This window comes from Vibrio crassostreae 9ZC13, from assembly GCF_000272045.2.
GTDB classification, from domain to species: Bacteria; Pseudomonadota; Gammaproteobacteria; order Enterobacterales; family Vibrionaceae; genus Vibrio; species Vibrio crassostreae_C.
Genome location: NZ_AJYZ02000041.1, coordinates 265038 through 287531 on the forward strand (window position 1 = coordinate 265038; position 22494 = coordinate 287531).

Sequence of the window (22494 nt, forward strand, 5' to 3'; positions counted from 1 at the left end):
AGTAGAACTGGTCTACCCATACACGTCCACGCCAGTAAATATCTGGGCCAAATGCTGGGCTAGAAAGCGCTGCTGTGCCCAGTGGAACGTAGGTGTTGAACTCTGAGGTATCTTTCATCACAGAGACCACGGCATCAGCGTGAGCTTGTGTTGCTGCACCGTTGAACAGTGGTGACCAACCCTCAGGGCCTTTACCACGCTCGACAATCGGTTTGCCTGCGCAGCCATTGGCTAAAGGCTTGTCTTCAATACGAATGTCATAGAAGAAGTTAGTGCCTTCGTCGAACATACAGGTGTTGATGTAGTTCGATAGGTGCTCTGCTTTTTCACGGAACTCTTTCGCTTCTGCGTCTTTACCTAGAATGTCAGCCATTTCTGCTAGGTACTTGTTATCGCTGTACATGTAGCTTGCTTGGTCAACGGACTCTTGCAGCAATGAATAGCCAAGCAAAGTGCCGTCTTCAGCGCGGTTTTGAGCGAACTCAACATCCCAATCGCTGCGCTTACCACCGTTTGCAACGTATGCGTCTAGCTGGTCTTTATCAATGAAGCCAAATGCGGCTGCATCGTCACGGCCTGATTCCCAAGATGCAGCCGTTTGTGCGGGGCTCTCGATGTAATCGTAGTTGCCTTCTGCTACCACTTTATCCAGTGCTGCTTGTCCTACGACTGTTTCGTGCTTATCGCCACGAACCACGGTGAAGTACATTTCACCTTCAGGTGTGTTGTGTGCTTTGTCACGAGCAGCGCCATACTCTGGAACGCCATTGCCGTTGTTGTCACGGTTGCGTAGCCACCAATCATGGTATGCCACTAGTTTTGGATACATCTCTTGTAGCCAAGCTTCGTCGCTGGTGGTTTTGTAGACTTCCATTACTGCCCATGCTGCTAGGCTTGGTTTGGTATTACGTTCATTCCAGTTACCGCCATCGCCGCCACGTTCTGGACTTAGGTTGTAAGCGAGTAGATCGGGCACGTAACCTTCATCCCAAGGACGAACGGCATCGTCAGCCTGAATTTGGTAAGCGAACATCGCGCGGATGTTATCTTTCGCTACATCTGGGTTGAAGTGAGCCATTGCGTAGGCTTGCTTCCATGTGTCCCAAGGCCAAGTTTGGTTGCCCGAGAACCAACGCGCCGTCACGGATGGTGTCACAGAGTCAAACTCCATCGCACCTGCAGCGCCACGCCAGTTACCGTTTAGGGTTTCCATCGCTTTAACCGCAACACGCTCTTGCTCTGGTGTCGCGTTCGGGTTGGTTAAACCCATCTCAAGATAGCCTTCCCAACGTTCTGCTGATGCGGCTAAGAAGTCGGTAGGGTTTGCCATGATCTTTTTGATTTCAGGCTGTTCCGCTTGCGCTTCTTCTGCCGTTAGAACATGCGAGTATGTGGTGTAGATAGTCGTCGATGCTTCAATGTTTGCCGTTGAAGTAAACGCTAAACCATCAACCGTGGTTTTCGTTGGAATCGACTTGTGAACTTGGTATTCAGACTCACCAGAAGTCAGTAGATCCCATGTCGAACGAACCTTACCGAAGGTCACCTTTAGGCCATCGTCGGTTGCGACGATTTGACGGTCATACTCAGGGTAAGTTTCAGCGATTGTTTTGTCGGTTTGTGCCACGCCTTCTTTGGCGTGCGTCTTTTCTAGCAGTTCACCATCCCACACTAATTCAACCGGTGAGTCGGTAGTGATTTTTGTTTCTAGCAGAGAGGTACGGTTTGAAGCAAAACGCATCGTCATTTCTACGGTCACATCGTCAGATTTTAGCGTCTGAACCAATGCGCCCGGTAGGCTATAAGCTTCCATAGTGAAAGCCACTTTTTTGCCGTCTTTGAACACGCTTAGGCGGTCGAAGTTATCAGCCATGAAGTTGATATATTCTTCGGTAAGCAGTGCTGTACCTGGGAATCCGCCCATGCCTTCTGCACTGTCTGGCAGCAGATGACCGTGCCATGCACCTAGGTCGAAGAATGGGTTAAAGCGTTGGTGGTCATCGAAGTCGTAGTCACGCATGTATTCAGGTGAGCCAGTACGGTCGATAACGTTCTTAAATTCGTTGGCTTGCAGTTGCTCTGTGTCAGAGCCTGAGCCAGAGATTGAGTTTGAAGCACAACCAGTAACGACAAGGGCTGCACCGATAGCGAGAGCTGCGAATGATTTATTCAGTTTCATGATCAATTCCTGTTATTACCAGTAGAAGTATTGCATTGCGAACACCTGAGCGTCGCCGATTTCAGTGTCGCTGCCTACGCCAAAGCGGCTATCGAAAGCAGTCGCAAACGCGCCGTTGCCGTATTCATACCAAACGCCAGCATTGATGTAAGAGGTGATTTCTTTGTCGCCATTGTCACCGTCAAAGTTTGCGTAGTTGTAGGCTGCAGATAGGTAAACGCCTTGTGCCGCTTCGTACCATGCACTGGTTTGAATACCAGACTCGCTACCGAAAGACTCTTGGTTGCCTTTATCTGTATCGTGCCAAACACGAGTGGCGAAGTTTTTGTACTCAGCACCCAATAGCAATAGTTCACCACCATCGTTGTTACGAACTTCACCACCACCCATTAGGGTTAAGTCGTCGGTCAGATCGTATTGAAGGTAACCATTGACCATGGCGTTCTTATCTTTCCATTGGTCTGCGAAGCTGTCGTATTTACCGAAGTGAACAAGAGCATCGTCTTCCGAGAAGTCAGACTCTGGCGCGAAAGAAACGCTGTAGCGAAGCTTGCCTTTTAGGTTTTGAATCTTCACACCAAGGTGCACGTCTCGCGTGTTTGAGATCGCGTAGCCGTATTCAACCGTAGGGTCACCCCACCATTGAACGTCATCTAATGAAGAGTCCATACGACCAATCATGAATTCTGTTTTGTTATCTGTGCGGTAGCCAGCGTAAAAGCGGTTGAAACCACCTTCAAAACCGCCCCAGCCGTGGCCCGTTGCCCAAGCATTGCCTTCGTCATCGGCTTGTACTGTCCAGCCCTCCATATAAGCAAGACCAAACCAATTACCGTGCTCGATAGCCAAGCCAGCTTCAATGTAAGTACCGTCTGCGTAGCGGCCTTTATCATCACCTTCGAGTGCCACGTGACCACCAAGGCCAAGCTCACCATAAAAGTTAAATAGGGTTTCAGTTTCTGTCTGAGGAGGCTGAGTATCACTGTGGTTTGCTGCGGACTCTTCCGCGTGGGCAGTGGTACTTAAGGCAGCAAGAATACAGCTTGTAATAAGAGTGTTTTTAGTAAAACTACTTTTCATTTTAATCACTTCTGTGTCGGGGTTATAAATGAAGGTTCGCAAGCAGTTCTGACTTCTAATATGGGGTGCTCTTCAAGGCGTATTGGTCAGGTTACTTACGATCGCAAAACCAATATTAATGATAATTTTGATGTTTAAAATTAATTAAGTTTAAAAGTGTGATCTATTTTTAGTAAATATTTACCTTGTTTTTATTTTGACTTTCAGTTGAATTTGCAGAGGTATGGCTAGGGTTGTAAGTATTCGGGAGGTGAATTGTTTGATGGGTGGTTAGATTGTTGGTTCGAATGTTTTGATTCTTGAATGGCTTTGATTTAATCGAGATGGTTAGTGGAAATGTACCGACAAATAAAAAGGCACTCACCAAATGTGAGTGCCTGAAGTTTAAGTCAGAGTGCCCGAAGTTTAAGTCAGAGTGCCCGAAGTTTAAATCAGAGTGCAGGGAAAACTAAGCGTTCGCCGGTTCAGGTTTTGCTTCTAGTTTTTTCTCTTCTGGAGATAAGCTTTTTTCATATTTGCCGTACTTCCACCACGCGTAGCCAAGGAAGATAACAATCCCGCCCACGTTGTAGAAGATGATGGTCATGATGTCAGCACCTGTTGGGAAGGTTGACGCAAAGAAGCCAACAGTGAAAATGCCGATCAGAATCGAGACCACGGTAACGCCTGTCATACGTGAGCCCATTCTGAAATCACGAGGTAAGTGATCCAACTTCAAACGTAAATTAAGGTACGCGATCATGATGAATAGCGGTGGCAACATCGATGCTGCAGCTGTCATGTTGATAATGGTACTCATCAGATCTTGAACCGTATCGGACGCCAGTGTCGGAATGAACATCAGTGGAATCACAATCAAGAACTGAATCCAAGCCGCACGCTCTGGAACGCCTTGCTTGTTAAGCGCGACGGTTTTCTCACCGAAGATACCTTTAGGGATTTCAGAGAAGAAAATCTTAACGGGTGTTGCTGTCCACATTAGTAGCGAGCCCAGCATCGCCGTGAATGAAACCACACCAACGAAACGGTTCATCAAGATTTCAGATAGGCCAAAGTGTCTTGCTAGCCCTTCAAATACCTGAACTGAACCACCAGTAAACTTCAACTCTTCACGAGCAACAAACACGTTAGCAAGTACAGACCCTACCGAGTAAAGTGCACCGATGAAGATACCCGCGATGATGATCACTTTAACGAAAGACTTGTGACCGCCTTTGATGTCGTTAACGTAAACCGCGACCGATTCTGCACCGCCTGCCGCCATGAAGATCCAAGTGATTACCCCAAGGAATGCCCAGTTGAAGCTTGGTGTCATGGCTTCAATGGTGATTGGGTCAGCTGGCTCGATACCGCCTACCAAAGCACCGCCAGATAGCAAGATGTAAGACATCGTTAGCAGCAGCATCAGTGATGATGTTAGTGAGGTGATAGGACCCAGTAACTTCGCACCGTTGTTAGAGATATGAGTCGCGACCGCAAACAAAATCGTACTCAGAATTGCGGTGGTCATTGGCGTGAATATGTACTCAAAACCTAAGAACGCATACGACGCGTAAGCGATGATTCTAGGCAGCAGAGAGGTGAAGAAGAACAGGTTAACAAACCAGTAGGTGTAAGCTGAAATAAACGCCCAGCGGCCGCCTAGAGAGCTTTTAACCCAAGAGTAAACACCCGCTTCAGAGTCTTTATTCAGTGACACAAACTCTGCAACGATCAAACAAAATGGCACAAAGTAAAAGATGGTTGCTAGAAAGAACATCGGAGCCGAGGAAAGGCCGATCTCGATGTTGTTATTAATGATGTTATTGAAGCTGTATACCGCCGCGAAGGTCATAGACAGTAGGGCAAATTTGCCTATCGTACTGCGTTTATTTTCGGACATGATGTTCTCCGGTGAATCACGTTGATGATCGTTATAACTTGGTCCTAGAGAGGGAAGCTCTAGGACGCACTTTTATTGTTATGTTGGTTTGGCAAACACCCGCTTTGTTTTGTCAGGGTTGGCTCATTGTTGTTTTTATAGATTTACGATCGGACTTCTTTGGGCTTTTTTCTTTGGTGTTTCAGTAAAGTTATTACCAAAACAAAGAGTTAAAGATTAAGAAGTTCATTGAAGAGATTGCTTGTTTAATGGGCGACGATTTATAAGGCTTGTAGGGGTTTTTGTCGCTTTCTTTATATGAATCAGTTTGTCTCTTCAGCAAGAAGATTAAAGATTAAGCGGCGGGAAGTTAATCGAAATTGATCAAATATGTGACCTTGAGTAAATAAATTTAGTTAATGTTTTACCTTGGTTTTTATTTGAGTTTTATTACCTATTAATTGGTGTTTTTCGTGAACTGAAACCTTGACGGAACGCCGTTTTTATTTCTCGGGCTTTCTTTTAATTGTCTGATTTAAAACAAAAAAAGCACCTTAGTAGGCGCTTTTATAGTTGGGGGATGCAGAGTGCTACGATTGCTTAGCCGTTTCTAGCTTTGCTTCTTTACCTGCTTGCTTCTTTTCAAAGCGAGAGATCCACCACCATGCAATACCAGAGAATACCGCTGTCATGAAGACGTTGATGAAGAAGGCTTGAACAAGGTCAACACCTGTCGGGAATGCCGATGCTGTCATGCTCACAATGAAGATACCAATCAGTACCGAAACCACTGCCATACCTTGAACTCGAGTACCCATGCGGAAATCACGTGGTGTGTCGTCATGCTTCAAACGGAATACAAAGTACGCCACCATGATGAAGATAGGCGGAAGCATTGCGGTACCAGCGGTTAGGTTGATTGCTGTGTTCATCATGTCTTGTACTGATTCAGAGCCGAAGCCGTTAACCACAAGCATCACGAATACAAACGCGAACTGCCACCAAGCTGCACGTACTGGCACGCCGTGTTCGTTAAGCTCTGTTGTTTTCTCGCCGTAAACACCTTTAGGAATTTCAGAGAAGTGAATTTTTACTGGAGCTGCTGTCCACATCATCATCGAACCGAACATGGCAACGAATAGGATAATACCGACGAAGCGACCCGTTAGAGATTGTGAGATGTCGAAGTAGTTTGCCATACCTGTGAAGATTTCAACCATGCCGCCAGCGTAGGTCAGTTCATCACGAGCAACGAATACGTTAACAAGTAGAGAGCCAACTGCGTACATTGCGCCGATTGCGATACCTGCACCAATGATAACCTTGATGAAAGACTTGTGACCGCCCTTAACATCGTTTAGGTAAGCGGCTGCGGTTTCTGCACCACCGGCTGCTTGGAAGATCCAACACATGATACCTAGCGTTGCCCAGTTGATGGTCGGTGTCATTGCTTCAAGCGTGATTGGTTCTACTGGCTCATGGTTGCCGCCCAGTGCCATTAGTGCACCGATAACGTAGATTGCAAACAGAGCGAATACACCGTAGGCCACGATCTCGGCAATCTTACCTAGCCAGCTCGCGCCTTTGGTTGAGATGTGAGTTGCTGCCGCAAATAGAGCAATCGAGATAGCCGATGTGACGACTGGCGAGAAGGCGTATTCATAGCCCAACATCGCGTAAGACGCATAGGCGATTACGTTTGGTAGCAGGGATACAAACCAGAAAAGGTTTACGAACCAGTATAGGAACGAACCTAGGTAGGCTGCTTTTGAGCCTAGTGGTTTTTTTAGCCAGTCATACATGCCTGACTCAGAATTTTTATTTGCTGATACGAATTCAGCAATGATGAACACGAACGGAATGAAGTAAATAAGGGTCGCGAGCAAAAAGATAGGGGCTGAACTCAATCCCAATTCGATGTTGTTGTTTACAATGTTGCGAACGTTAAATACCGCTGCAAATGTCATGGAGAGTAGGGCAAATTTGCCTAACTTACCGCGTACAGATTCAGACATAGTGTCCTCCGAGGAATCACGTAATTATAGTCGTTATTTCTCAATGCTTCCTTGTAGGGAGGAAGCATTGAGGCTTTGTTCAGCATGTTGGAGCCTTTAACGGCAAGGCTCGATACATACTGTGAATAGATAGCGTTATTGTTTATTTATTGAGGAAGTAACCGTCTTCAATGGTCACTTTCAGTACCACTTTTCGAACTCGGTTATCACCGTGGAAACGGTAAGCCTGATTGTTGTCAAAGATCGCCACTTGGCCTTCAGCTAGCTCACGAGTTTCACCGTTCCCCATTAGGTGTTCGCGGTCGGTTTCATCGCTATAAGCTTGGATCTGCTCTAGCTCTGATTTCGCTGCGAATTCAACCGTTTCACGGCCTTCTAGGTAGTAGTGCACGTCGAAGTAACGACGATTACCGGTGAAGTTTTCTGTGTTACGAGCCACACCGTCTTCAATCATGTAAGCCAGTGAATCACCAATTGAATACATCACGCCATCTTTGATGTTTCCGATGTTTTCAATCGCTTCTACACAGCGTTGCCATTTACGACCGTCGCGGTAAACGACTTTAAATTGCTCTAGGTTGTCTAAAACGATCATCGCTTATGCCTCGTTCTGTTGTGGTTGAGCTTTCGGTGGATTCGCCGTAAAAAACTCATCGCCAAAGTTGTGATTGATTAGGTGCTGCGCGTCGCAATCGCCTGCTTGGAATGGAATCAGAGTTAAGCCGTAGCGGAACTCGTCCATGTAAACTCGGTAAGAGTCGAGCACTTCGCTGCCCCAAGAATTTGAGCCTAAGCCCATCACTTGGTGGTCTAGGTTTAGCGTGATGTAACCGCTCTTCTCTAGCTCAATGGTGTGTTGTGCTTGGTGAAGGTTTTGGCTGGTGTAGAACCATGCGCTGAAGTTGATTTCTTGCTGTGGTTTTACTGCAATACCATTACCCGCGCGGCTTGAAAGCGCAGCCCAGCGAACGTGTTGGCGGTTGCCGTTGTTTTGTGGGAACGGGTAGTTCTCGAACATGTCAGCCACGGTTGATTGGTAAACATCAATCATGTTGGCTTGCTTGCTGTCTTGGTAGTTCTCTTCAGGACCGCGGCCGTAGTATTGAACTTGGTCGAAGTCACCGTTAATGCCCATGTCGAAACCAATCACTGGAATCACGTGAGGGTAATCACCGTAACGTTCGCCACTTAGCTCAACGTTCAGTTGACCTTCAGCACTGATTTGGTAGCGATACTCACAACGCATGCCGAAATCAAATACTGGTGGAGCAACGATGCTGGTGGTGGTGATCTCTACCTTGCCGTTAACTTGCTCAACGTTTAGCGTGCGGAAGTGCTCTTGCATGATCTGTAGGTGTGCAGGCTCCCAGTAACCATCGTGCTCTTGCTTATGGTTATCAATCATTGGCTTGAAGAAGTTCAGCTTAGGCTCAGACTTAATCAGTTCCTCGCCATTCACTAACCATGACGTCAGTTTGCCGTTCACTTTCGAGAAGTTCAGAGCAAAGTTGTGTCCTTTGATTAGGTAGGCTAAGCGAGATTCTTCAACATTCAGTGCTGTCGCATTATTGTTAGTGAAGGCGTCAAGTTGTGCAGTGTTCTCTTTCACTTGGAACTGATAAACCGCAATGTCGTGGTTCGCTTCGCTGTATGAAGTACGAGAATCCTTACGAACTGTAAAGTTCACAAACACTTCACGCTCATCAAGCTCTGGCAAATTAAGCGTCAGTTCACGGCTAGAGTTCTCAGCCAGCTCTTCAACCTTGATATGCTGTACCGCAATGGTTTTACCCTCAGCACGGATTTCCGCAGTGATGGTGTAGTCATCGATGTTTGAGAACCAAAGCTTGTTGTCTACTGTGAAGGTGCCCGTTTGTGCATCGAAATCGCGAAGCTTCACTGGGGCAATCACTTGTTTGTACTCTTTCAAGCCAGGGCCTGGTGTTTGGTCTGGGTAGATCAAGCCGTCCATGCAGAAGTTGTAGTTGTTCGGGTAGTCACCGTAGTCACCGCCGTACTTGTAGAACTCTGTGCCTGCTTCATCACGCGCCAGAATACCGTGATCACACCATTCCCAAACGTAGTGACCTTGAATGGCATCATGCTTGTAGAACACGTTTTGGTATTCGGTTAAACCGCCTGGGCCGTTACCCATTGCGTGTGCGTATTCACAGATGATGCGTGGTTTTTCGTGCGGGAATTCACCGAAGGCATTCATCAGTTGAGCACGTGAGTACATGGTCGAAATGATGTCGACCACTTCAGCATCGCGGTCTTCTTCATAGTGAACTAGACGGGTGTCATCAATCGCTTTTGCTGCATCGTACATAGAACGGATGTTGCAACCGTAGCCAGACTCGTTACCCAGTGACCACATGATGATAGAAGGGTGGTTCTTTTGAGCGTGAATATGACGTTCGATACGTTCAACAAACACCGCTTCCCATGCAGCATCGTTAGTGATGCGGCTTAGGTCGCCAACGTTGGCAAAACCGTGTGTTTCGACATCAGTTTCGCCCATCACGAATAGGCCGTAGATATCACACAGTTCGTAGAAGCGTGGGTCGTTCGGGTAGTGCGCTGTACGTACTGAGTTGATGTTGTGTTGCTTCATCAGTACTAAGTCTTTCTCGACGCGATCCATGCCAACAGCACGACCTTTCAGGTGGTCGTTGTCGTGACGGTTCACACCGTGCAGCATCACGTACTTGTTGTTGATGTAGAACAGACCATCACGAACTTTAATATCACGGAAACCAACGCGTTGTGGAATCACTTCCAGCACCTTGCCGTCAGCGTCTTTCAGCGTAAGCAACAGTTGGTATAGGTAAGGGTTTTCAGCGTTCCATTGAACAGGGTTAACCACATCAATAGAGAATTGAGTATTCGCATTGCCGCCAGTCAATGTATTAGGAATGGCTAAGCTATCTACAGAGCCTTGCGAGATAACTTGGCTGCCATCAAGCAATGCGTACTCAAGGGTTGCGTTTACCGCTGCTGCTAGGTTTTCTAGTTCCACTTTGCACGACAGAGTAGCGCTTTGGTAAGCGTCGTCGAAGTCAGTACGAACGGTAACGTCTTGAACGTGCGCCTGTTCTTTGCCCACTAGGTAAACGTCACGGAAGATACCGCCCGTCCACCACATGTCTTGGTCTTCAATGTAGGTTGAATCGGCCCACTGCATCACACGAATAGAAAGTAGGTTGTTGCCTGCTTTTACATGGTTAGAGATATCGAATTCAGCGGTGAGGCGGCTGCCTTTGCTGAAACCGACGTATTCGCCGTTTACGTAAACTTCGAAATAAGTTTCAACGCCATCAAATTTGATGATGGTTTGTTTCTCGTCCCAGCTTTCGCCAAGGAAGAAAGAGCGTTGGTATGCACCGGTTGGGTTGTCTGATGGTACGAAAGGCACATCAATTGGGAATGGGAAACCTTCATCTGTGTATTGAAGATCGCCGTGGCCTTCCATTTGCCACATGTTTGGAACCGTAATGTGGCCCCAGTCTTTCATTTCTTGAGAGTAGAACTCTTCAGGAACCAATAGTGGATTGGTGAAATAGCTGAAATTCCATTGGCCACTCAATAGTTGGAAGTGGCTGCTAAGTTCACGCTGAAACGTTTTTGCATTCTTTTCTGATGCGTATGAGAAGAAATATGCACGCGGTGCCATACGATTCTCATGTAAGTTCAGGAAGTTTTCCCAGTTGTTCACGTTGCCTCTCTCTCGGCCTAGATGCAATTTGCTGACCGACGTTCTTATGCGTAATTGGGTCGTAGTGAATACGAGTATTTTTGGACTGAGGTAATTATTAGTAAAACTTTTACTTAAATGAAATTAGTGAAAACGTTTTACTTTAACTTCATCACGTTTTTTATGGTCTTTTTACAGTGCTGTGTGATCCACTTAAAAGAATGCTATTGGCTGTTTTATGAAGCAGGCTAAAGAGGCATGTATGTGTATATAGGCGTATGTGATGGGTACAAAAAAGGCCACCTTAAGTAAAGGTAGCCTTGATTTATCTATTTGATATTTATAACTATTTTGTCGTGTCACGCAGCTTTAATTTGCTTGGTACATAGACACGTAGTGGGATAGTACGGCCGTCGCGTACTTTCTCAATCAACAGGTTAACGCCTTGAATTCCCATTAGTTCAGAGTGAATACGAACAGTCGATAAAGATGGGAAGGTAAATTTAGCTGTTGGGATGTCATTTACACTAATCAGCGCAATATCTTCAGGAATGTTTAATCCGTGCTCATGAACGGCTCGTAAAACACCAATTGCGATGGAATCTGACGCAATAAACATGGCTTTAGGGTAGTCGCCAGTCGCTAGCATCTGTTTTGCAAGCGTATAACCTGAAGAGCTAGAGAAGTCTCCACGATAGATGTCTTGCTCGCTGACAACATTCTTAAGGCTACCGTATTCAGCAAAGGCGACTTCGCGAATATCAGGAGTGTTGACGTTATCTTGTCCGCCAATAAAACCAATGCGTTGATAGCCTTGGTTGATAAAGAAGTTGGTGATCTCTTTGCTGATCAAAGCCAGGTCGATATCGACAGAGTCATAAGGTTCAGAGTGATCAGTGAAATCGACATAACAGATATTATCGCTTAGCTTTTTGGCTTGTTCGATAACCTCCGGTGTCATTCTTCCCACCAACAATACACCAGTGATAGGCGCTGAATTTACGTGTATTTTACTTTCATAACAGTTGGTTAGTTTAACTTCCATCTTGTCACATTGGGTTTCAATCCCGTGGCGAATCGATAGATAGTAAGGGTCATTCACTTCAGCTTCTTGCTTGTAGTTATACAGAGCAAGGAAGTGATGATTTTGTTTTTTACTGCTAACGGCTTTTCGTGAGCTGCTGGTTTTGTATTCCAACTTCTCTGCAATTTCAAAGATACGCCTTTTGGTCTCTTCCTTGACGCTTAATGTTGGATCTTCATTGAGAACCCTTGAAACTGTAGCCAATGAAACATGTGCTTCAGTCGCGATATCTTTTAACGTTGCCATACTCACTTCCTGTTATTGGAACATTGCGCTGCTTTGAAATTGGTATTTAGTAAAAAAGCAATGCACCTCTTTATTCTACAGACCTATTGTAATCAAACTGGACGTCATTGCATTAACTTTTAGTAAAATAAATGCTCAACTCCTCTATGATGTCTCAAATCTAACTATCTATAATTATCTTATTAGAATTCAATGAATTAGATGTGTTTGTTTATAGGTTCTCCCTATGTCACGTTCAGTAACAATGATATGAGTTAGTGTAAACGTTTACACTTCGTGGTTTTGATCACAGAATTATAGTCAAAATGGCTGCTACTATTTCTGGCATACGGTGCTACTGAGCTGAATGTCAGTTCGAGTTAGTCCAAGAATGACGACAAAGAGAGGTTGATTGTGAAAGTACTGGTTACGGGCGGCATGGGTTACATCGGAAGTCATACATGTATTCAAATGATACAGGCGGGTATGGAGCCAATCATTGTTGATAACCTTTGCAATAGCAAAGAGCTAGTACTGGAGCGAATCGAATCATTGACCGGTAAGCGACCAACTTTTTATCTTGGCGACATTCGTGATCAATCTTTTCTAGATAGTGTGTTTTCAGAAAACGATATCCAAGCCGTGATTCACTTTGCTGGCCTGAAAGCGGTTGGGGAGTCGGTGTCTAAGCCTTTGGAGTACTACGATAACAACGTTAATGGTTCACTAGTGTTAGCTCGAAGCATGAAGAAAGCGGGCGTGAAAAGCATCGTATTTAGTTCTTCGGCTACCGTTTACGGTGATCCAGAAGTAGTGCCGATTACTGAAACTTCACCAACTGGCGCGACAACTAACCCTTATGGTCGCAGCAAATATATGGTGGAAGAGTGCTTGAGCGATCTGTTCAACGCGGAGAACGACTGGAGCGTCACTTTACTGCGTTACTTCAATCCAGTTGGCGCACATCCATCGGGCACTATGGGTGAAGACCCACAAGGTATCCCAAATAATTTAATGCCGTTTATTGCTCAAGTAGCCGTCGGTCGCCGTGAAAAACTGGCTGTTTTTGGAAACGATTACCCAACAGTCGATGGCACAGGCGTTCGTGACTATATTCATGTAATGGATTTAGCCGACGGTCACGTCGCAGCACTAAAAGTGGTTGGCGAGAAAGCGGGCTTACACATTTACAACCTAGGTACGGGCAAAGGCTCAAGTGTACTCGAGATGGTTGAAGCCTTCGCACAAGCATCGGGCAAACCGGTTCCTTATGAACTTTGCCCACGCCGCGCAGGTGACATTGCCGAATGTTGGGCAAGCACTGAAAAAGCAGAGCGCGAGCTTGGCTGGAAGGCGACGCGTAGCGTGATGGAGATGACGGCGGATACATGGAAGTGGCAGTCGAACAATCCTAACGGTTATTCCCCTTCGTAATTGAAGCCGCAGCGTTGTTAGCTGCGCTCACCAATTCCAATCACATAGAAGATCTATGCTCATGGATATTGGAAAGCTTGCTGCCTAGCTGCAACTCCAATTTCATTGGGGAATGCAGAGATAAGAAAAGAGAGATTCCAGATATCTCGTACCTCGATTCTGGAATGACGGATGAGCATAAGGATATGAAGCGATAGCCGTTGTATCACTAGCACATGAGATTACACGTCATTCCCTACAGCGAGGCACGAGCGTGATAGGGAATCTCCTTGTAGAAGAATTATTCATCTTGGTGAATTGACCAAGACACAAAATTTGAGAGCAATCTAAACATGTCAAAAGTTGAATTTAACCCAGTAGACCACCCGCATCGTCGTTATAACCCATTAACGGGTCAGTGGATCTTAGTATCACCGCACCGAGCAAAACGTCCTTGGAGTGGCCAAGATGAAAAACCATCGACTGCGCAGCTTCCTGCGTATGAGAAAGAGTGTTTCTTGTGCCCAACCAATACGCGTATCTCGGGCGACGAAAACCCAGATTACGACGGCACTTATGTATTCAGTAATGACTTCGCAGCGTTGATGCCTGATTCACCTGACGCTCCAGAGTCTGATAACCCTCTATTCAAGACTCAAGGTGTTCGCGGGTTGAGCCGCGTGATCTGTTTTTCTCCGGACCACAGCAAAACGCTGCCAGAGTTACCAGTAAACAAGATTCGCGGTGTTATCGACACATGGAATGAACAGATTGAAGAGCTAGGTAAAGACTACCTATGGGTTCAAGCGTTTGAAAACAAAGGCGAGACCATGGGCTGTTCTCAGCCTCATCCGCACGGTCAGATATGGGCAAACAGCTTTTTGCCCAACGAGATTGAACGCAAAGAGAAATTGTTAAAAGAGTACTTCGAACAACAAGGTTCGAATCTTTTAGTGGATTACGTTGAAGCTGAAATGAAAGACGGCTCTCGCACTGTGGTTGAAACTGAACATTGGATTGCGGTGGTGCCTTACTGGGCGGCGTGGCCATTTGAAACCATGTTGCTACCAAAAACACACATTCGCCGTATGAGCGAACTGACTGACGAGCAGCGTGATGATTTAGCGCTTGCGATTAAGAAGCTGACCAGTCGTTACGACAACTTGTTCCAGTGTTCATTCCCTTACTCAATGGGCTGGCACTATGCACCGTTCTTCGAAGAAGGTACGGACATCGATCACTGGCAACTGCATGCGTTGTTCTACCCGCCGCTACTACGCAGCGCATCGGTTCGTAAGTTCATGGTGGGCTACGAAATGTTGGCTGAGTCTCAGCGTGATTTAACTGCAGAACAAGCCGCGCAACGTCTGCGTGATTTGAGTGACGTTCACTATAAAGAGCAGGAATAGCCTACTTCGTAGATAACGAGCGAGATTCCTGATATCTCGTCCCTCGATTCTGGAATGACGGCAGGTGAAAGGCTGATGTTGTCATTCCCTACCGTGAGAGACGAATGAGATAGGGAATCTAAAAGAATTAAAGTGGTGCCGTGAAGGGGCCATAACCAATTGAACAAAGAGTTTAACCAGAGAGTTTACTTATGTCTGACCTAATCCAAAACGTGAAAGCATCTTTTGAGCAAGTCCTTGGTTACCAAGCGACTCATATTATCCAAGCACCAGGTCGTGTGAACCTGATCGGCGAGCACACTGACTACAACGATGGTTTTGTTCTACCGTGTGCCATTAACTACCAAACGGTAGTCGCCGCGGCTAAGCGTGACGACAACATTGTTCGCGTAGTATCAGTGGACTACGGTAATGCAGTCGATGAGTTCGATTTAACTCAAGAGATCACATTCCAACAAGACAAGATGTGGGCGAACTACATTCGTGGTGTGGTGAAGTGCTTAAAAGGTCGCGGCTTTGAATTTACAGGTGCAGACATCTCTGTAACGGGCAACGTGCCTCAAGGTGCAGGTTTAAGTTCTTCTGCGGCGCTGGAAGTGGTGATTGGTCAAACATTCAAGGTGCTTTATAACCTAGAGATCAGCCAAGCTGAAGTGGCGCTAAATGGTCAGCAGGCCGAAAACGAATTTGTGGGCTGTAACTGCGGCATCATGGACCAAATGATCTCTGCAGAAGGTCGCGCAAACCACGCGATGCTTTTGGATTGTCGTAGCCTAGAGACTCAAGCGGTTTCAATGCCAGAAGATATGGCTGTGGTTATCATTAACTCAAACAAGAAACGCGGCTTAGTCGACAGCGAATACAACACACGTCGTGAACAGTGTGAAGAAGCGGCGCGCATCTTTGGTGTTCCGGCACTTCGTGATGTGACCATTGAGCAATTCAAAGCGAAAGAGTCTGAATTGGATGAAATGGTCGCGAAACGTGCTCGTCACGTGATTACTGAAAATGACCGTACTGTTGAAGCGGCTCAAGCTCTACGCACTCATGATATGAAGCGTATGGGCGAGTTGATGGCTGAATCGCATGCATCAATGCGTGATGATTTTGAAATCACGGTGAAAGAGATTGATGCGCTGGTTGATATGGTCAAAGAAGTGATCGGTGAACAAGGTGGCGTGCGTATGACTGGCGGTGGTTTCGGTGGTTGTATTGTGGCATTGGTTCCACCTGCATTGGTTGATGAAATCAAAACAACCGTTGAACAGAAATATCAAGCGGCGACGGGGCTAAAAGAATCTATTTATGTGTGCCAAGCGAAAGACGGAGCGGGCTTAGTTGAAGTAATCTAACGGCTTCGAGACTTAATATAGAGCTTACCAAGTAAAAAGATCATGGTAGGCCAAATGCTAAAGCCTTTACTTCAGGTAGAGGCTTTTTACTGGCACTAGAAGGAATTTAGAATGACACAAGAGCAAAACCTGCATCAATCCATGGCGCAGACTCCAGCCTATGATGGCCAACCCGCTCAGTTAGTGACGCTATCAAATACGCATGGCATTCAAGTGACATTCATGGATATTGGTGCAACATGGTTGAGCTGTATCCTGCCAGTAAAGGGAAACAAAAGAGAAGTGTTGTTGGGTGTTAACTCAATGGAGAACTTCGATAAACAAGCCAGCTATATGGGCACAACCGTTGGCCGTTATGCTAACCGCATTGCTAATGGTCGTTTCAAAATTGATGGTCAGAATTACAAGCTGGAAACCAACCAAGCGGGCAATACCTTACATGGTGGCCCGAACGGATTTGATAAACGCCGTTGGAATATTGCCGAGCAAACCGAAACGTCAGTGGTGTTCAGTCTAGAGTCTGCTGATGGCGACCAAGGATTCCCGGGGAATTTGAATGTGTCGGTACGTTATGACATCACCGAAGACAATCGAGTGTCCATTAATTACTCTGCAACCACAGACAAGCCGACTGTAGTCAACCTAACGAATCATGCGTACTTCAATCTACTTGGCGCTGAAGCTGGACACGATTGTTTGTCACACATTGTCAGTATCAATGCTAATCAGTTCTTACCGACCAATTCGGTGGGTATTCCGTTAGGTAACCTTAAATCAGTGAAATCGACCAGCTTTGACTTCAATCAGCCTATGATGATCTCAGAGCGTTTGTTGGGCGATGAACAGCAGAAAGCAGCAAAGGGTTACGACCACTCTTTCTTATTGGCTGATGGCTGCAAACGCACTCAATGCGCCGCGACCGTAACCTCACCGGATGCGCTCGTCACACTAAAAGTATTTTCAACCAAACCTGCGATGCAGCTATACACCGGAAACTGGCTTGGTGGCACACCAAACCGAAGTGGTGGCAGCTATGAAGACTACGCTGGTTTGGCGCTAGAAACTCAGTTCTTACCTGACTCTCCTAACCACCCAGAGTGGAAGCAGGACAGTTGTATTCTCAAGCCTGAACAAGAATATAACTACAGTACCTGTTACCAGTTTGAATTTTCGGGGGATTCTTCAAACTAGTACGCTCTAGCTCAAAGCGGTTACGTCAATATCTTTTGTTTGTGAATAGGACGATGTGAATTATCGCGTTGTTCTTGGGGGATGAGCAAAAGTGGCGCTCAACAAGAGTGCGGTTTATTAAGCGCGATTGTTGAGTATCTGAGTAAGGTAGGAAAGCCCTAACAGAAGCGATTCTGTTAGGGCTTTTTTTTGTTTATTGCTTGATGAGTCGACCAGAACCTAGACTTTCTCTACCGAATTACGGCGTACCAGAGTTGGAGAGAACATCATTGGTTCAGTTGAGGTGTTTTCACCTTTGGCTAAGTGCAACGCGAGTCGTGTCGCTTTCTCTGCCATCATCTGAATCGGGTAGCGAATAGTGGTGAGCTTTGGATGAACATAGCGGGCAATCAAACCATCATCGAAACCGATGATCGACATTTTGTCTGGCGCTTGAATACCGTTTTCATCAAGGACAGACAAAGCACCAGCTGCCATGTAATCGTTGTACGCCACAATGCCAGTGATTGGCAGTGACTTAGTCAGAAGGTTAGTCATGGCGTATTCGCCACCGTCACTGGTCGGCGCTGAGTATTCAATATAGCTGTCAGAGAGCGCTATTTTGTAATCTGAGAGTGCCGCTAAGTAACCTTGGATACGCTCATCGGCATCTTCAATGCTATGCGATGAGGCGATACAGGCAATGTTCTTATGGCCATGGCGGATCAGATATTCCGTCGCAAGATACGCACCTTTTTTGTTGTCTAAGAAAATACAGTGGTTGGCAATCTCAGCAATATAACGGTTGATCAGTACTAAGCCTTTGACCTCTTTTGCATAGGCAATCAGTTCTTCGTCGGTGAGGCCTTTAGAGTGGATCACCAGGGCGTCACAACGGCTGTTAATCAGCAATTCAATCGCTTGTCTCTCTTCTTCACGATCGTGCGAGCCATTACCGACAAGGATATGTTTTCCGTTCTCACGAGCGACATTGTCGACAGCCTTAACCAGCGTGCCAAAAAAGGGATCGGAGATGTCACCGACCAATACACCAACAGTGTTCGTGCTTTGGCTTACCAGCGCTCGAGCATTGGCATTCGGTCGATAGCCAAGTTCAGACATCGCTTTAGTTACAGACTCTACCGAGCTTGCACTCGCCTTGGGAGACTTGTTGATCACTCGAGATACGGTTGCAACAGAAACACCAGCTTCCTTTGCTACATCTTTAATTGTTGCCATTTTTAACCTCTATACATTGCTTCATCTATTTAACACCGACAATGATAGTAAGGCAACGAAACTCTCATTTTACTTCCAGTAATGAGATCTTTACCGCTTGTAATTATTAGGCTTAATGCTAGTGTAAACATTTACATTTTACTTAATTTTAGTAAATGATTTAATGGGTGAAAATAAACCAATATAGGAAGTGAGAAATGGATACTGTCTCTTATGGTGACTTTGCTAAGTTAGAAATGCGTGTGGGTAAGATCATTGAGGTTGTGCGTCATGAAAACGCCGACAAGCTTTACATAGTGCAAGTGGATGTTGGTGACAAGACACTGCAAACGGTGACCAGCCTAGTCCCTTACTACACAGAAGAAGAGTTGATGGGTAAGCAGGTTGTTGTTTTGTGCAATCTAGCGAAGGCGAAGATGAGAGGCCACACTTCTGAGTGCATGTTGCTTTGTGCAGAAACGGAAGATGAATCTGAAAGTGTATTGCTAACACCTGAACGTGCGATGCCAGCAGGTATTCGTGTCGTTTAAGCTCACTTTAGGTTGGTGAGTCAATGTGTTCACCAACCTAAATCAACTAGCTGCGTACAGTTAGTATCAAGCCATCAATCACACTGTGATGGTGATCGGAAACCCCAGCAAGGTTGCCGTATTTAGGCTGGTGGCGATCATTTTCTAATGGGTGATGCCAACCTTGTGTGTGTTTAACGAAGTGCGCCGCAAAGCTTTCAGACACCTCTAAACATCCTGCCAATACCGTATCGACATAGGTTTGGACGATAGGGCTGTTTTCGCAAGGTGCTTCAATCTCGTCTTTGATGTAAACCCAGATAGATTGATCCTGTTTGAACTCATCTTGGCTTTCTATCTGAGAGGCCTTTAACTCGATTCGGTGATAACCACGCTCACGGCGATCAAACTCAGCCAGTGCAATATCATCCACCTCAAGCAACACACCATTCACTTGTCCCTCGCCGAGATTGACGATCAAAGGTGATAACACATAGCTGTCATCGATCTTGCTCCAATGGCGAATTAAGCCATGAACAATCGCAGGGATCGCTTGCCCTGTCTGACCGGTAAGCTGGCGTGAAGATGAGTTGATTAAACTGCCATAACCAAAAATATACATCGCATTCCTTGTCTGAGTTGTTCCATTTAAGTCTAGTCTTACTATATGTGGCGAGATACCAAAAGTCAGTAAGTTTCTATTTATACATCTATATGTCCTTATGACTCTTTTGGTTGTGTTTTTTTGACTTATTTATTGGCTATTGAATCTCGTGAGTCGCTGTTTTTACTGGTTTTATCTAATTGGCGCGTTTCATGCAATGTGATCTGCATATTGCATCGGATTTGATGCACACAAAATTTGGTTTAGGTAATACCTTGGCCGCTTATCTGAGAATTAGGAGCGAGTTTGTTAAATATCACAGATAAAAGTGTAGAAGACGCGATTCCAGCCTACCTGCGTTTAGGCTTTCGACCTTTCTTCTTTTTAGGCAGTCTCTATGCCGTGATCGCGATTGTCGCTTGGGTCATCATGTTCCAAAACGGTCAGCCTGAAATGCTAAAAGTACCGGCGCTTTGGTGGCACGTACATGAAATGCTGTTTGGTTTCTCAATGGCGATAGTGGTTGGTTTTGTGTTAACGGCGGTACAAACGTGGACGGGTGTCAACGGCACCAAGCACTATCGATTGGCAGCCTTGGTTGGTTTATGGATCGCACCTCGTATTCTGTTTTGGACCCCCGCGCCGTTATGGCTGATTTCGTCGGTTGAGGCGCTGTTCTTAATCTTCGCCGCCTACGAAATTGGTTTCCGAGTCGTGAAGTCGAAAGGCTGGAAGAATCTGTTTTTTGTGCCGCTGTTTATATTGGCTATCGTGGCGAACTTTGCTAGTTACGCGACCATAAAGGGCATGCCTCCATTCCCATCATCTGCAGTTTGGCAGGCTATGTTGTGGTGGTTTACCTTGCTGTTATCAGTGATGGGTGGGCGAGTGATCCCATTCTTCACAGCACGTCGTTTTGATTTTGAAAAAGCTCAACCCTTGGTTTGGTTGGAATGGTTAGCCAATCTGCCTTTGGTTGGTTTATTTGTGTTGAGCTTCTTCCCATTGACCTTTGCTCAAGTAGGTAATGAGTTAATGGTGTTTGCTGGCGTGACTCAGTTAGTTCGCTTTATCCGTTGGAAGCCTTGGACAACCTTGTCTGAGCCTTTGGTGTGGTCGCTGCATGCGGCTTACCTATGTATCCCTCTCAGTTTGCTGTTACGTGGTCTGTTAGACAACCCGTTCGCGAGCCACAACATGCTGCACTTGTTTGCGATTGGTGGCTTGAGTGGGTTAATTCTGGCGATGATTACGCGCGTGACAATGGGACATACTGGTCGTGCTATCTATAAAGGGCCAAGTATGGCTTTGGCGTTCTCGGCTATTTTTATCGCGGCACTCGTTCGTAGTTTAGGTGTGACATTCTTCCCTGCGTATTTATTTGAGATGGTCAACATCAGCGCCGGTTTATGGACGTTAGCGTTCGGGCTGTTTATCTGGAAGTTCGGCATGATGCTGTTAACGCCAAGAGTGGATGGTCACCCGGGCTAAGCCAATTAATTATCAATTGATACAGAAAGGGAAGCTCAGAGCTTCCCTTTTTGATCTTGATAACTCATTAAGTATTCGCAGCAAGATATTGACGTACCTGTGTGATGAGATCTTCCTTGGCGTGAGGCGAGATGAAACTGGCTTCGATGGCATTAATACTGAATTGTGCTAATTCGTTTTTCGTTAGTGGATGAGCATTGGCGACGGCGAGGAAGTTATCATTCATATAGCCGCCGAAGTAAGCCGGATCATCGGAATTGATGGTGACGCACAGCCCTTTTCTCAGCAACTCGACGATGTTGTGCTCTTGCATGGTCTCAAACACCTTGAGCTTGGTATTCGATAGCGGGCAGACTGTTAGAGGTGTGCGTTTTGCTATTAGCTGTTCCATCAGATCCTCATCTTCTACACAGCGAACGCCATGATCAATTCGGGTAATGCCTAACAAGCTCACTGCGTCGCTAATATTTTGTGCTGGGCCTTCTTCTCCGGCGTGCGCGACAGTCAGAAAGCCTTGGTTGATCGCTTCTTGGAATACATGTTTAAACTTCTCTGGCGGATTGCCTTGTTCTGATGAATCTAACCCAACGGCAATGATCTTATCTTTATAGGGAAGGGCTTGTTTGAGCGTTTCAAAAGCGCTGTCTTCATCAAGGTGACGCAGAAAACACATGATCAGTTGACTGCTGATACCAAGCTCTTGCTCCGCTTGATTCAAAGCTCGAGTGATCCCGCTTACGATGACTTCAAAGGCAATGCCGCGTTCAGTGTGAGTTTGAGGGTCAAAAAAGATCTCAGTATGAACCACATTATCTTGCTGGCACTGGAGTAGATAAGCCCACGTCAGGTCGTAGAAATCCTGTTCATGAATCAGTACGTTAGCACCTTGATAATAGATATCGAGAAAGGATTGAAGATTGTGGAACTGGTACGCGTCTCGAACTTGGTCAGGGGTCTCAAAGGGAATCAAAACGTCATTACGCTTGGCGAGTTGGAACATCAGCTCTGGTTCTAGTGTGCCTTCTATATGTAAGTGCAGCTCAACTTTAGGTAAATTTTTGATGAAGCTATCCATAGCAACTCCTTAGCTATTTTAATTATGAGCGGAGTAGGTGAGACAGTAGAGTCTATAAACCTGAGCAAGCAGGTATCTCTTTCATTTATCTCTG

Annotated in this window: 16 protein-coding genes; 6 read left to right on the top strand and 10 right to left on the bottom strand. The window is 46.0% G+C overall.

The window, feature by feature from the left end; all coding sequences use genetic code 11:
• The 7 genes from ygjK to ebgR form a co-directional block, all read right to left on the bottom strand.
• A partial coding sequence (ygjK, locus tag A136_RS15640) for an alpha-glucosidase (RefSeq protein ID WP_017063317.1) occupies nucleotides 1-2179 on the bottom strand: 2179 nt, incomplete at its 3' end.
• A gap of 15 nt (nucleotides 2180-2194) precedes the next feature.
• On the bottom strand, nucleotides 2195-3259 hold the full coding sequence (gene ygjJ / locus A136_RS15645; RefSeq protein ID WP_017063318.1) for a protein YgjJ: 1065 nt from the start codon (nucleotides 3257-3259) through the stop codon (nucleotides 2195-2197).
• A 448-nt stretch (nucleotides 3260-3707) separates the two neighbouring features.
• The gene (locus tag A136_RS15650) at nucleotides 3708-5141 is read right to left on the bottom strand and encodes an amino acid permease (protein WP_017063319.1); all 1434 of its coding nucleotides are present in this window, start codon (nucleotides 5139-5141) and stop codon (nucleotides 3708-3710) included.
• 569 nt (nucleotides 5142-5710) lie between these two features.
• Complete coding sequence (locus A136_RS15655) at nucleotides 5711-7135, bottom strand: amino acid permease (RefSeq protein ID WP_017063320.1); 1425 nt, start codon at nucleotides 7133-7135, stop codon at nucleotides 5711-5713.
• 142 nt (nucleotides 7136-7277) lie between these two features.
• The gene (locus tag A136_RS15660; protein ID WP_017063321.1) at nucleotides 7278-7730 is read right to left on the bottom strand and encodes a beta-galactosidase subunit beta; all 453 of its coding nucleotides are present in this window, start codon (nucleotides 7728-7730) and stop codon (nucleotides 7278-7280) included.
• Nucleotides 7731-7733: 3 nt separating this feature from the next.
• Entirely contained in the window at nucleotides 7734-10850 is a 3117-nt protein-coding gene (gene ebgA, locus A136_RS15665; protein WP_017063322.1) for a beta-galactosidase subunit alpha, read from the bottom strand.
• A gap of 325 nt (nucleotides 10851-11175) precedes the next feature.
• Nucleotides 11176-12159, bottom strand: coding sequence for a transcriptional regulator EbgR (ebgR, locus tag A136_RS15670; RefSeq protein WP_017063323.1), 984 nt, complete (start codon nucleotides 12157-12159; stop codon nucleotides 11176-11178).
• A gap of 393 nt (nucleotides 12160-12552) precedes the next feature.
• Between ebgR and galE the strand changes: the two genes are divergently transcribed.
• The 4 genes from galE to galM all read left to right on the top strand — a co-directional run bounded on the left by galE (nucleotide 12553) and on the right by galM (nucleotide 17503).
• The gene (gene galE / locus A136_RS15675; protein ID WP_017063324.1) at nucleotides 12553-13572 is read left to right on the top strand and encodes a UDP-glucose 4-epimerase GalE; all 1020 of its coding nucleotides are present in this window, start codon (nucleotides 12553-12555) and stop codon (nucleotides 13570-13572) included.
• 332 nt (nucleotides 13573-13904) lie between these two features.
• Nucleotides 13905-14960: a UDP-glucose--hexose-1-phosphate uridylyltransferase gene (locus A136_RS15680; protein ID WP_017060800.1), complete on the top strand. Its 1056-nt coding sequence runs from the start codon at nucleotides 13905-13907 to the stop codon at nucleotides 14958-14960.
• 191 nt (nucleotides 14961-15151) lie between these two features.
• Nucleotides 15152-16312 (top strand): galactokinase, encoded by a 1161-nt coding sequence (gene galK / locus A136_RS15685; RefSeq protein ID WP_017060799.1) that lies wholly within the window; start codon nucleotides 15152-15154, stop codon nucleotides 16310-16312.
• Nucleotides 16313-16423: 111 nt separating this feature from the next.
• Entirely contained in the window at nucleotides 16424-17503 is a 1080-nt protein-coding gene (gene galM, locus A136_RS15690) for a galactose-1-epimerase (protein WP_017063325.1), read from the top strand.
• A gap of 219 nt (nucleotides 17504-17722) precedes the next feature.
• Here galM and A136_RS15695 read toward each other — a convergent pair whose 3' ends face one another.
• A complete protein-coding gene (locus A136_RS15695; RefSeq protein ID WP_017063326.1) occupies nucleotides 17723-18721 on the bottom strand; it encodes a substrate-binding domain-containing protein in 999 nt (332 codons plus the stop codon).
• Nucleotides 18722-18918: 197 nt separating this feature from the next.
• On the opposite strand from A136_RS15695, the gene A136_RS15700 reads away from it, so the two are divergent.
• A complete protein-coding gene (locus A136_RS15700) occupies nucleotides 18919-19251 on the top strand; it encodes a tRNA-binding protein (RefSeq protein WP_017060796.1) in 333 nt (110 codons plus the stop codon).
• A 46-nt stretch (nucleotides 19252-19297) separates the two neighbouring features.
• On the opposite strand, the gene A136_RS15705 is transcribed toward A136_RS15700, so the two are convergent.
• Nucleotides 19298-19852, bottom strand: a complete 555-nt coding sequence (locus tag A136_RS15705) for a gamma-glutamylcyclotransferase family protein (protein WP_017063327.1) — start codon at nucleotides 19850-19852, stop codon at nucleotides 19298-19300.
• Nucleotides 19853-20140: 288 nt separating this feature from the next.
• Between A136_RS15705 and A136_RS15710 the strand changes: the two genes are divergently transcribed.
• Nucleotides 20141-21325 (top strand): NnrS family protein, encoded by a 1185-nt coding sequence (locus A136_RS15710; RefSeq protein ID WP_017063328.1) that lies wholly within the window; start codon nucleotides 20141-20143, stop codon nucleotides 21323-21325.
• A gap of 67 nt (nucleotides 21326-21392) precedes the next feature.
• Here A136_RS15710 and A136_RS15715 read toward each other — a convergent pair whose 3' ends face one another.
• A complete protein-coding gene (locus A136_RS15715; RefSeq protein WP_017063329.1) occupies nucleotides 21393-22400 on the bottom strand; it encodes an adenosine deaminase in 1008 nt (335 codons plus the stop codon).
• Between the last annotated feature and the right edge of the window lie 94 nt (nucleotides 22401-22494).

Excerpts from the sequence above, each read along its gene's own strand:
- ygjJ (WP_017063318.1), bottom strand. The coding sequence starts at position 3,259 with ATGAAAAGTAGTTTTACTAAAAACACTCTTATTACAAGCTGTATTCTT.
- A136_RS15650 (WP_017063319.1), bottom strand. The coding sequence starts at position 5,141 with ATGTCCGAAAATAAACGCAGTACGATAGGCAAATTTGCCCTACTGTCT.
- A136_RS15655 (WP_017063320.1), bottom strand. The coding sequence starts at position 7,135 with ATGTCTGAATCTGTACGCGGTAAGTTAGGCAAATTTGCCCTACTCTCC.
- A136_RS15660 (WP_017063321.1), bottom strand. The coding sequence starts at position 7,730 with ATGATCGTTTTAGACAACCTAGAGCAATTTAAAGTCGTTTACCGCGAC.
- ebgR (WP_017063323.1), bottom strand. The coding sequence starts at position 12,159 with ATGGCAACGTTAAAAGATATCGCGACTGAAGCACATGTTTCATTGGCT.
- A136_RS15680 (WP_017060800.1), top strand. The coding sequence starts at position 13,905 with ATGTCAAAAGTTGAATTTAACCCAGTAGACCACCCGCATCGTCGTTAT.
- galK (WP_017060799.1), top strand. The coding sequence starts at position 15,152 with ATGTCTGACCTAATCCAAAACGTGAAAGCATCTTTTGAGCAAGTCCTT.
- galM (WP_017063325.1), top strand. The coding sequence starts at position 16,424 with ATGACACAAGAGCAAAACCTGCATCAATCCATGGCGCAGACTCCAGCC.
- A136_RS15695 (WP_017063326.1), bottom strand. The coding sequence starts at position 18,721 with ATGGCAACAATTAAAGATGTAGCAAAGGAAGCTGGTGTTTCTGTTGCA.
- A136_RS15700 (WP_017060796.1), top strand. The coding sequence starts at position 18,919 with ATGGATACTGTCTCTTATGGTGACTTTGCTAAGTTAGAAATGCGTGTG.
- A136_RS15705 (WP_017063327.1), bottom strand. The coding sequence starts at position 19,852 with ATGTATATTTTTGGTTATGGCAGTTTAATCAACTCATCTTCACGCCAG.
- A136_RS15715 (WP_017063329.1), bottom strand. The coding sequence starts at position 22,400 with ATGGATAGCTTCATCAAAAATTTACCTAAAGTTGAGCTGCACTTACAT.